The sequence below is a fragment of the Hymenobacter sp. FMD4 genome (genome assembly GCF_058932745.1).
Map to the genome: position 1 here is coordinate 64077 of NZ_JBZYWH010000024.1, position 9408 is coordinate 73484.

A 9408-nucleotide genomic window follows, 5' to 3' on the forward strand; every position below is an offset into this window, starting at 1 on the left:
AAGGAACACCCTCGGAAAAGGCGCTGCTAGGACGCTAGTGCGTGGGTTTCGGCCACGGCTGCGTCGTTGTGCAGCAGGCCGGGTGTCTCCATCAGATCGAGGTGGCCGTTGGCGCGCAGCACCCGCTCTTTGTAATCGCGGTACACCTTGCGGGCTACTTCCAGGTCGTACTCGCTGGGGTCAAGGCCGTACAGGTTGAAGAAGCTGCGCAGGGCGGCCCGCTCGTTTTGGGTGACGGCCACCTGCCCCTTCACGAACAAAATCATTTGCTGCTGGAAAAATTTTTCCAGCATCTCCCCGATTTCCTGCGCGCCGTCGGGCGTGATGCGGTAATGCTTCAGGGCCGTGGGCAGCGCGATGCTCAGGTTGTGGCGCGGGTCCGGCTTGTCGGGTTTGTCGAGCTGGCGGTACGGCAGCTTCTCCACCTTCATGAGCGTGACGCGGCCCATAAAGGTGTTCTGGTGGATTTTCAGCGGCTCCTGGCCAAATTCAGCGAGTAAAAATTGTTTGACATGCGGTCTAACGGGGATGGCGAAGGTAGGCGTGTTCTTCACTAGGCGGTGGATTAACTGCATCAAAACTCGCTGCCAACACGAGTTCAAAATAGGACGTAATTGAACTAGGCACAATTCCAGTTCCTAAAGATATTACAACTACCTACTTGCTTACAACTGCCTTGAGCGCGGCGCTAATTTTCTGCACGGTAGCGGTCGACACCTCGCAGATAGCGGCCGTGTTGCGCACGCTCTGCCCGGCCTGCAGCTGCCGCACCACCTTCGGATAATCCAGCAGCAGTTGCTGAGCTGATTTTGTGGTTCCTTCGGGACGGCCCTTCTGCTTGCCGCTGGCCCAGGCCTTGGCTTGGCCCGAGCGGCTCCGCTCCCCGATGCGCTCGGCCTCCATCTCGTCCACCTCCATGAGCACGGTCATCACCAGGCCGGCCATGCTGTTGCGCTTGCCGTTGGCCAGCAGGGTTTCCAGGGCAATGTTCAGCGCGTACACCGACACGCCCAAGTCCATCAGCTCCTCCACCACCTGACGAGTCTCCCGCGCACGCCGGCCGAGGCGTGACATTTCCGTGACGAGTACTTTTTTGATCTGGCCGGTGCGGGCCAGCTGCAGTAGTTGATCGAGGTCAGGCCGCTGGGCCCGGCTGTTGCGCGAGCCGCTGAGCTTCTCGGCAATGGTGGCCACCACCTGATAGTGCTGCTGATCGGCGTGGCGCTGCAGGTCCACCAGCTGCCGGCCGAAGTCTTGCGACTCTTTCGAGACGCGGGCGAAAATGGCTACGGGCGTCATTTTTTCTTAGTGCGCGGATACCATACCAGCTGATAAGCTTTAGTGCCGCGAACAAAGACATTGCCGGCGGAATCGATTGTTGTTGCTGGCTTCAGCTCTGGAGCAGGATAGACGTCCAAAGCATACCGGCCTGGAACCTTCGATTGCATCAGCCGCGCGTGAGCAATGTGATATACCGAGCCGACCTGCTCCTCTTTTGTAATACTCACTACAAAGTCATTAGCAGTAGGAGCTGGTTGGTCTAATCCCAAATCGTAAGTGATACGGCGTGTCTTCATTGTGCTAATATTAGTGAGTGGTTTCCGTGCTACACCTGCCGCCCCGAAAAATCGGCCCGAAACGCGCCGATTTCGCGGCCGTTTGGCGCACCACTTATTTTAGCACAGGTCGGGTACCGCTCAACTCGATTTCGTTGATCATCGCCCCGAGCAGCATGCCGACCCGCTGCCCCGGTTGGAGCAGTTCCCAATCCGCGTCGCGGTCGGCGGCCACGGAATAGCGCTGCTTGACTATCAGGGGCACGCCCTGGTGCACGGTTTTGCATTCGAGCACGTAGCGCTGGGGACTTTCCGTCTGCTCTTCGTAGCGCTGCACTAGCAGCTGTAACCGCTCGTGCGGGATAACCTTCGCAAATGCCTGCATAACTATTATCGGGTAACGCCTTGCTATCAGAGGCAAATATAACGGTCCAGGTTCAGGGACTTCTGGTGCACCTTGCCCAGCGCACCGGTGAGCAGCAGCACGTTGCCGCCCGCCTGTTGGATGGCTCCGTGCTGCCGGCGCATGGCCACCAGCTCGTCGAACTCGAACCTGACCGTGCCCGGCCGGCCGGGCTTGGCCGGGCGGTGGCTGAGTTGCTGCAGGCGGCGGTGGGCCTTGGCCAGCGGCTTTACCGCGTAGGCCTGCTCGAGGCTCAGCGGCGCCGTCGCGAACAGCAGCTGGTGCAGCAGCCGGCCCAGACCGTCGCGCAGCGCGGCGGCTTCGCCCGGGTACAGCGGCACCCGTTGGGCCAGAAAGGGCAGCGGCGTGCTCATACCCACGTGCCGTTTTTGAACTTGTGCAGCTCGGTGCCGGAGCGCACGTCGTAGATCATGGCCACCTTGATGTCCGGCGCATTTTCCTCGCAGTACCGGCGGTGCTTGTGGATGCTGTAGGTGCGGTGCTCCTCCTCGGAGCGGGTGATGGGCCGGGTGCGGTTGTAGAACGTGCGGGTCCCGCCGTCTTTCCAGTAAATGAGAAGCTTGGTCAGCGCCTTGTTCACAAACTTCGTGGCGGCTGGGGTGCGGGTGTACTCCAAGGGAGGTAAGCGTTGAGAGGTGAGAAAGGAACTGGTTAGGCGCGAGGGGCCGACACGGCGGCGTGGAAGCGGTTGAGGGCTGTGGCCCCCAGCGCCCGGAGCCGGTCCTCGTGGTAGCGGTAGAGCTGGATCGGGGTCATGGCCAGCACGCGCTTGGAGGCGCAGCGCAGCCGGTGGTTGCGCATCTCCAGGCGGGCCCGGCGCAGGGCGCGTTCGATTTTGCGGCCGTAATCGTTTTGGCGCGACTTTTTCAGCCACTCGGCCGTGGCCACAAAGCCTTTGGTGTTTTCGCGGTCGAAATAGCCCTTGCCGGGCACAAACAAGGCGTAGGGCAAGTCCAGGGTGTAGTTCTGGTTCTTTTCCTCGCGGCGCTTGAGGTAGGCCGCCACCAGATCCACGCGGGCCAGGGCATCCTGGTGGTACTGCTCCCAATCGGCTTCGCTCCAGCTGCCGGCAAACCCGGCGTACACGCCGCGCCACACGGCTTCCACCGCCTGCTGCTGCTCCTCGGCGTTGAAGCGGCAGTGCGGGTAGAGCAGCCGCCAGGCGTACACCCAGAACTGCATCACCCGTTCGCGGCGCCCCGCCGCCAAAGCCTCTTGCCGGGCTACCACCGCGGCCGCCGCGCCCCCCGCCGCCTCATTGCCTGGCGCCGGCGTTGCCGCCGCCGTGGGGTCGTTAGCGCCGTCTGGAGCCAACTCCGCGGGCTTCTGCTGCCCTCGGTTGCCAGTCAAAGCGGAACCGGCGGCGGCAGATAGTGACATATCCACACTGGCCGTTACTATTTCTTGTGTAGCCTGTTTTTCCAGTGGTTCAATAAGCGGAACTTTTGTACCCCTGGGGGGGCTAGCCACCGCCGAGGCGGCGGCGTTTTGGTTTGTGCTTTTTTGGCCTTCAGTGGTTCCCAGAGCACTTTTCCACACAAACTTGGCGTCCAACCACAGCTCGAAGTTGGCTTTTGTACCCCGGAATACTTTCCGCACGATAAAGCCGATTTTCTGCAGCTGGCGCAGGTGCAGGCGGATGGCCCGCGCCGAGAGGCGGCGCACCTTGGCCAGGGTCTCGCAGTTGGTCAGAAGGGGTGGCGGCGCGGGCGCGCCGGTGGCCGGCTCCTGCAGGAACGGCACCTGGCGCACGTCCTCCACGGCCCGAATGCACTGCGTGATGAGGTAGCGGGCCGTCTGCTCGGCGCCGGGGCTGATGGCTTTCGGCCGTACGAGGTAGGTTTCCTGCACGGCCACCTGTGTGCCGTCGTCCTGTTTCTTGTGCACCGTGCGGGTGCGCAGCTGCAGCGGCAGCTGGGCGTCGAGGCCGGCAATGAACTGGGCAAACAGGCCCAGGGCCTTGGTGGGGGAATACGGTAGAGGCAGCATGGCGGTGCTGTGAGCGGTGGTAAATGGCAATGGGGTAGCCTTCAGGCCCGGTCGGGTGTCCCCGACCAGGCCCGTTAGCTGAGCTAGCACGGTCTGCTGGCCCTCGGTGCTTCCCGCCAGCCTCGAGCTGGCATCTCCCCCGGCATTCCCACCCGCGGGGGCGACTTCGTTAGTCCACGGAAGCAGCTGCCGCCTGCGGGGCGGCGGCTGTTGGCAATGGGTGCGTTCAGTGGAGGCCTTTGGCGGCAGGCTCCGGCGCCGCACTGTTGGGGCGGGGCGCGCGGCGCAGGGCCGAGAACGGCAGCACTTCCACGGGCTTACCGCTCACGCGGCGCAGGTGCGCGGCCATGGCCTGGGGCGCGGCCGCGTCGGGTTGGGAGGCGAATAGTCGAATCATAGAGGTAGCGGTAAGCAGTGAAGGAAAGCTGCGCCCACGGCGCACGAGGAGCAATAACTTGAGCGGACTGTCTGCGTAAGTGAATTTTTTGGTGTGTTGCCGCTTCACCATATGACATCTTTTGAAGAACCTTACCGCACCGATTGGCAGCGATACAGCCGTGCTGCACTGTTTTTGAACAGTACAATGCCGCAGGATCGGGATAAGCTGAGGCGGCTGTTGGTCACCGCCAGCCGCACGCTCAGCAGCTGGGCGCTGCTGCCCGAACTCACGCCGAATCGGCACCAGCAACTGCTGGAACACCTGGCCAAGCTGCAGTGCCTGGAGCATCAAGCCGCGACCTTGGGCGCGGAATCTTCCGCGAAGGAGTGGCAAGCCATTTATCAGCGCTTTAAGGATGTGCTCCGGCTGGCAGGGGCGAATCAAGTCCCCAGTGACTTTTTGCCTGGGCAGTAACATAATTGGCAGGAGCATGTTGGGTAGAGGATTGTCCTTCCCAATACTGTCCGTATGCCCCACTCGGCTTGCTTGCAGGAACTGCAACAGTTCGGAGACCTGCTCCCCGACCTGGACGAGCACATGCCTGTGCACCAGGTCGTGTTGCGGGCCTTGCCGGGCTATTGCCTGGCGAGCCTTGCCCTGCTGACGCAATCCATGCTCAGCCCGCACGAGGCGCGGCTGGTAGCGCATTCGCGTCAGCTCTGTCAGCAGGCGCAGGACGAGGCTTTTGCCCCTTCCATCCGCTGGTACCTGCTGCGTGCTTATTTGCAAGAGGGCTTGGCCGTGTGGCAGCGGCAGTTCGCCAAGCCGGTGTAAGGTCAGGTTGGTAATCACGCGCGCAGCCGTTACGAAGCCACCCGCATGGCGGGCGGGGTGAGCTTGCTCACGTCGAAGCCGACGCCCTGGCCGAAGGCGACCAAGGCCGAGCGCGGAATGCGCGGGAAGCCCGGCGCAAACTCCAGCGTGAAGAGCGTGATGAGCTTGCCGCGGCGGTCGTACTTGCCCTCGTCGATCCACTTCTTCACCGTCTTGCGGTTGAAGCCGGTGAGCTCGGCCACCTGATCGATGCTCAGGTAGTCGTCGCCGGCTGCCGCGGGCGGCGCGCCGTCGGCGGGCTTGAGCAGCGCTTCGAGGCGTTTGACCAGGGCTTCCAGGTCGCCCTTGGTTGCGATGTCGTTCACGTTCATGGCGCGGGAGCAAAAGGAGAAGCAGAAGCACGGGCCGCCGCCAGGCGCTGGCGGGCGGCAGCAAACACGTCGTTGTGGAGCACCAGCAGGCGCACGTCCTTGAGGCGGCGCACGTGGGTGTGGGCAAAGCACACGGCCGGCTCGCGGGCACCGGGCGGCAGCACGCTCATGCTGCAGGCCGCCCAGCTTGCCGGGCCAGCGGCCGGGTGGTGGTGGGCGTATTGAAAGCTGAACTGCTCGCCCGTCAGGCCGGTCCAGGTGCCGGTGACCAGCGAGAGGCTGGCTACTGGCGAGGGCTGCTCCCACACCCGGAAGCCGAGCTTGCGCAGCAGCTGGGCCACGTAAGGGCCCAAGTCGCGGGGGCCGGAGCGCGCTTCCATCAGGCCGCGTCGGGTAAGAGCAGGCGAAACTCCTGCCGGCAGTCCGTCCAGTCGATTTCCTGGATGCCCTCGGGCAGCTTGTCCACCAGCAGTACTTCCTGATCGGTGGTGCCCTCCTGCTCGGCCGTGCGCAGCGCCGGCGGCATCGAGCCGCTGACGTACACCGTGAGGTGGCCGCGCTGGTAGGTGTAGCCCAGGATGGGCTGCGGGGCTGGCACCAGGGCCGCGCCGGCCGGCAGGGCCTGCACGCGCACGCGCTTGCCGGTGCGGGCGTCGGTTAGGGAAACGGGGGGCGAAAACGTAGGCTTGGCCATGATTCCGTTCTGTTTAAGCGACTTCCTCCTGGCGGCGGTGCACCACCTGCAGGGCCCCGCTGAGCTGGCCCCGGCGCTTGTGCTCGTAAGCCAGCACCAGGGGCGTTTCCTCGCGGTACTGCGGATGGGTGCTGTTGATTTCCTGGCAGCGGCGCTCCAGTTCCGGTAGCGGCGCGAGCATGACCAGCGCCGGCGGAAGCAGCGTGGTGGTGAGGGTAGCTAAATCACGCAGGCACGGGCGGCGCGCCGGCTCTTGCGGAGCGGTATTCAGGTGCATAATTGAGAGGGGTAAGAATGAACTGATTAGCAGTTGAATAAGGGTGCCGCGGCCGGGGCACTTTCCTCGTTGGGCCGCAGGTAAGCCGGCACCACGTAATCGGGCATGGAATGCTCGATGAGGGCCAACAGATCGGGCAGCGAGGCTACCTTGCCCTGCTTGACGTGGTGCAGGCGCGTGCTGGCCGATTTGAGGTGCTGGCCGTAGCCGGCTCGGATGGCGCTGTCCACGGCCGACGAGGGCATGGCTTCGCAGACCTCCCCCAGGAGGTGGTAATACTTTTGCCGTTCCGTCATGAGGATGAGGGGAAAAAGGTAGGTTTGAGACTCCTATGAGCGATGTACCAATCTCTCCCGGCGCGGAAGAGGACCACTCCACTGACGACATGCAGTGGCGCATCTGGCTGCCGGTGGTGCTGGCTGCCGACGGCAGCGAGTTTTTCCACTGGTCGCGGGCCCGGCATCTGTCCCGCATTGCGGAGGCTACGCTGCGGCGTGGTTATTTCCAGAACGACGCGCTGACTTCGCCCGAGGAGGCCGACTTGTTGGGCGAGTTGGAAGAGCTCAGCGAGCAGCTAGCCCGCAACGATGGCTTTGCCCGAGAGCTTAACCAGGGGGACTGGTACCGGGTACGGGCGCAATTGCAGCGGGTGCAGCCGCTGGTGGAACGCCTGCTCGGCTTGTAAGCTGCTGGTAGCGCCGGTTGCGCAGCAGCAGCCACTGCACCTCCGAAACCTGGTCCACCAACGTCCAGGCAAAGCAGACAGTGGAGAAAGTACCCAGCAGTTCGGTGCATTGGCACATGGCCCAGCCGGCCTGTGCGACCAGGTGCAGCTCAAACACCTCACCCGCAGGGGTGCGCCACAGACCGATGACGTCTGCGGTTTTGCCATCCGGCACAGGGCCGCAAACAACCTGAAAGCCTAGCTCCGCTAGCCATGCGGCGACTGCGGGCACCAACCCGCGCCGGTCAAGCGCGGGTGATGCAGACGTGGTATAAAGGGCGTGCGCGTCCATCGTGATTGTGTGATTTAGCAGCAGGTTTCGTTACTTTCCATCCTGCTCGTACAAACATACGATGATTGAATTCAAAGTGGTTAACCACTTTACACTTATTTAAAACCTTTTGCTGCCAAAATGGAGCAAGAATCTATAAATCAGAGACTAAAATTTCTAATTGACTCCTTAAACATGAGTGCCAGAGCGTTTAGTGAGGCTATTGGAGAAAGCCCCACAAACACTCAGAACTATGTAGGCGCGCGAAGTGCCGAACCGCGTGGTGAGTACTTAAGCAAAGTTTTGCGCCACTTTAGCAACATAAATGCACAGTGGCTTATGACTGGTGAAGGAGAACCTTTCCTACCAGGCACCGAGCCACAACAAACTGTTTCGGTAAAAAAGAACAAAGGCAACGTCGTCGGCACCAACCTAGGCACCATCACCCACACTTACGCCTCGATAGCGGACTGTGAGAAGGACGTAGCCCACCTGCAGGCTCAGATAGAGCTGCTCCGCGACCAAGTGGCCACGAAGGATGCGCTGATTGCCGCCAAAGAAGAAATGCTTGCGCTGCTGCGCGGAGGGCACAACCGGCCAAATTGATTTTCAAAGCTCATGAGCGCAAAACCATCACCCCTCCAAGTCGGCGACGTCGTCCAAGTTCTCTCAGGCGGCCCGCTGCTGACCATCTACGAGCTTAACGAAGACCAGGGCTACGCCAAGTGCTATTACTTCAACCAAGCGCAGGAGCTGTCCGCTGCCAACGTTCCAACGGTCGTACTTCGGCACGCCGATGCACCGCCTCCCGCTTCGCCTTACCATACCCCCTGAGCTTGGTCACCCCAACCCGGGGCCCGCTGCACGCACCATAAATTGCCTCAACCCACCCCGAATGCGCTTACTCAAGGCTTACCGCTTCCTCAACTTATATCTGCACGAAGGGGCTAGCCCCGCCATTGAGGCCCAGTGGAGCGGATTCATCAGCAGCGCCGACCTACGCCAAGCCGTACTGGACGGGCTAGCCGCAGCCCGCCAACATGGTGCTACCAGCTGGATAGCCGATGACCGGCTGCTCGGCCCCGTGCGCCCGGTCGATATCGAGTGGATTGCCACCAACGCGCTGCCAGTGTTTGTCGAAATCGGCATCACCAAGTTTGCCCGCGTGGAGGCCGCGGACCCGCTTAATCAACTATTGATTAACAGCTCCTACAAGACGCAAGCCACCGGCCTAGGCTTCGAAATGCGGGTGTATGCCGACATCAACGAAGCCCGGGATTGGGCTTGCTCCTAACCTTTCTGCTACCTCATCGCCTACCCCTACCCGCACACCCTATTGCTAGGTATCCATCTCAACAGTCAAACTATATGCATCAAAACCTCTACGCTTTCTCGCGGCTGAGCCTAGGCTTGGGCATGGCCGCTATCATTGCTTGTGCAGCCTTGCCAGCCGCCGCTCAAAAGAAAAAAGACAAGGGAGGCTCCGACCAGCAACAGCAGAGCGGTGCTCAGGCCGGCCAAAGGCAAGGGCCAGATCTTTCGGAGGCAATTGATTTGTCTTCACAAGTGGGCCAAACCATTACGGTGGACGCAAACAAGGAGGTCGTTGTCTACCTCCAACACAAGCTCCCGGGCGTGTACTACAACGTCTCGACCGAACGCAGTAGCGTGGCCATACCGCCGCTGACTTTGCCCGCCGACTACGGCAAGATTAAGGTCCCGGTAAAAGACGGACAACCAGACCCATGCGCGGGGTTGCTGAAGGAGGCACTGGCCCTATACGAGCTAAAAAACGAAGCCGAATTGCCTTCACAGCTGCAATCATTGCGAGGAAAAATCATTGCCGCTTCCTCCTCCTCCCCCCCCCAGTGCTCAGTGGAGCAGATTGC

Annotated in this window: 20 protein-coding genes; 7 read left to right on the plus strand and 13 right to left on the minus strand. The window is 61.8% G+C overall.

Annotation, left to right across the window (positions count from 1 at the left end):
• Positions 1-26: 26 nt before the first annotated feature.
• The 8 genes from AC5FXY_RS18290 to AC5FXY_RS18325 form a co-directional block, all read right to left on the minus strand.
• On the minus strand, positions 27-554 hold the full coding sequence (locus AC5FXY_RS18290; protein ID WP_493558155.1) for a hypothetical protein: 528 nt from the start codon (positions 552-554) through the stop codon (positions 27-29).
• Between the two features lie 103 nt (positions 555-657).
• On the minus strand, positions 658-1299 hold the full coding sequence (locus AC5FXY_RS18295) for a recombinase family protein (RefSeq protein WP_493558156.1): 642 nt from the start codon (positions 1297-1299) through the stop codon (positions 658-660).
• The gene (locus AC5FXY_RS18300; RefSeq protein WP_493558157.1) at positions 1296-1577 is read right to left on the minus strand and encodes a hypothetical protein; all 282 of its coding nucleotides are present in this window, start codon (positions 1575-1577) and stop codon (positions 1296-1298) included. Before AC5FXY_RS18300 ends, AC5FXY_RS18295 begins: the two co-directional genes overlap by 4 nt.
• A gap of 94 nt (positions 1578-1671) precedes the next feature.
• The gene (locus tag AC5FXY_RS18305) at positions 1672-1941 is read right to left on the minus strand and encodes a hypothetical protein (RefSeq protein ID WP_493558158.1); all 270 of its coding nucleotides are present in this window, start codon (positions 1939-1941) and stop codon (positions 1672-1674) included.
• Between the two features lie 26 nt (positions 1942-1967).
• Positions 1968-2333, minus strand: coding sequence for a hypothetical protein (locus AC5FXY_RS18310; RefSeq protein WP_493558159.1), 366 nt, complete (start codon positions 2331-2333; stop codon positions 1968-1970).
• Positions 2330-2596 (minus strand): hypothetical protein, encoded by a 267-nt coding sequence (locus AC5FXY_RS18315; protein WP_493558160.1) that lies wholly within the window; start codon positions 2594-2596, stop codon positions 2330-2332. The genes AC5FXY_RS18310 and AC5FXY_RS18315 overlap by 4 nt, the downstream gene beginning before the upstream one ends.
• A 35-nt stretch (positions 2597-2631) precedes the next feature.
• On the minus strand, positions 2632-3969 hold the full coding sequence (locus tag AC5FXY_RS18320; protein ID WP_493558161.1) for a hypothetical protein: 1338 nt from the start codon (positions 3967-3969) through the stop codon (positions 2632-2634).
• Positions 3970-4195: 226 nt separating this feature from the next.
• Complete coding sequence (locus AC5FXY_RS18325) at positions 4196-4366, minus strand: hypothetical protein (protein ID WP_493558162.1); 171 nt, start codon at positions 4364-4366, stop codon at positions 4196-4198.
• Between the two features lie 93 nt (positions 4367-4459).
• Here AC5FXY_RS18325 and AC5FXY_RS18330 point away from each other — a divergent pair, with 93 nt between their 5' ends.
• On the plus strand, positions 4460-4822 hold the full coding sequence (locus tag AC5FXY_RS18330; RefSeq protein WP_493558163.1) for a hypothetical protein: 363 nt from the start codon (positions 4460-4462) through the stop codon (positions 4820-4822).
• Between the two features lie 54 nt (positions 4823-4876).
• On the plus strand, positions 4877-5182 hold the full coding sequence (locus AC5FXY_RS18335; protein WP_493558164.1) for a hypothetical protein: 306 nt from the start codon (positions 4877-4879) through the stop codon (positions 5180-5182).
• 29 nt (positions 5183-5211) lie between these two features.
• Here the strand turns inward: AC5FXY_RS18335 and AC5FXY_RS18340 are convergent, their stop codons facing one another.
• Genes AC5FXY_RS18340 through AC5FXY_RS18360 form a run of 5 tightly spaced genes read right to left on the minus strand, consistent with a single transcriptional unit; the run spans position 5212 to position 6820 of the window.
• A complete protein-coding gene (locus tag AC5FXY_RS18340) occupies positions 5212-5553 on the minus strand; it encodes a helix-turn-helix domain-containing protein (RefSeq protein WP_493558165.1) in 342 nt (113 codons plus the stop codon).
• Positions 5550-5933, minus strand: a complete 384-nt coding sequence (locus AC5FXY_RS18345; protein WP_493558166.1) for a hypothetical protein — start codon at positions 5931-5933, stop codon at positions 5550-5552. Before AC5FXY_RS18345 ends, AC5FXY_RS18340 begins: the two co-directional genes overlap by 4 nt.
• Positions 5933-6247, minus strand: a complete 315-nt coding sequence (locus AC5FXY_RS18350; RefSeq protein WP_493558167.1) for a hypothetical protein — start codon at positions 6245-6247, stop codon at positions 5933-5935. Before AC5FXY_RS18350 ends, AC5FXY_RS18345 begins: the two co-directional genes overlap by 1 nt.
• Positions 6248-6260: 13 nt before the next feature.
• Positions 6261-6524: a hypothetical protein gene (locus AC5FXY_RS18355; RefSeq protein WP_493558168.1), complete on the minus strand. Its 264-nt coding sequence runs from the start codon at positions 6522-6524 to the stop codon at positions 6261-6263.
• 26 nt (positions 6525-6550) lie between these two features.
• On the minus strand, positions 6551-6820 hold the full coding sequence (locus AC5FXY_RS18360; RefSeq protein ID WP_493558169.1) for a hypothetical protein: 270 nt from the start codon (positions 6818-6820) through the stop codon (positions 6551-6553).
• 35 nt (positions 6821-6855) lie between these two features.
• Between AC5FXY_RS18360 and AC5FXY_RS18365 the strand changes: the two genes are divergently transcribed.
• The 5 genes from AC5FXY_RS18365 to AC5FXY_RS18385 form a co-directional block, all read left to right on the plus strand.
• Entirely contained in the window at positions 6856-7209 is a 354-nt protein-coding gene (locus tag AC5FXY_RS18365) for a hypothetical protein (RefSeq protein WP_493558170.1), read from the plus strand.
• A 649-nt stretch (positions 7210-7858) separates the two neighbouring features.
• Positions 7859-8125 carry a hypothetical protein gene (locus AC5FXY_RS18370; protein WP_493558171.1) on the plus strand — a complete coding sequence of 89 codons (267 nt, stop codon included), beginning with the start codon at positions 7859-7861 and terminating at the stop codon, positions 8123-8125.
• Positions 8126-8137: 12 nt separating this feature from the next.
• Positions 8138-8353 (plus strand): YodC family protein, encoded by a 216-nt coding sequence (locus AC5FXY_RS18375; RefSeq protein ID WP_493558172.1) that lies wholly within the window; start codon positions 8138-8140, stop codon positions 8351-8353.
• A gap of 61 nt (positions 8354-8414) precedes the next feature.
• The gene (locus tag AC5FXY_RS18380) at positions 8415-8813 is read left to right on the plus strand and encodes a hypothetical protein (RefSeq protein ID WP_493558173.1); all 399 of its coding nucleotides are present in this window, start codon (positions 8415-8417) and stop codon (positions 8811-8813) included.
• A gap of 122 nt (positions 8814-8935) precedes the next feature.
• On the plus strand, positions 8936-9408 hold a 473-nt coding region (locus AC5FXY_RS18385), incomplete at its 3' end, for a hypothetical protein (RefSeq protein WP_493558174.1).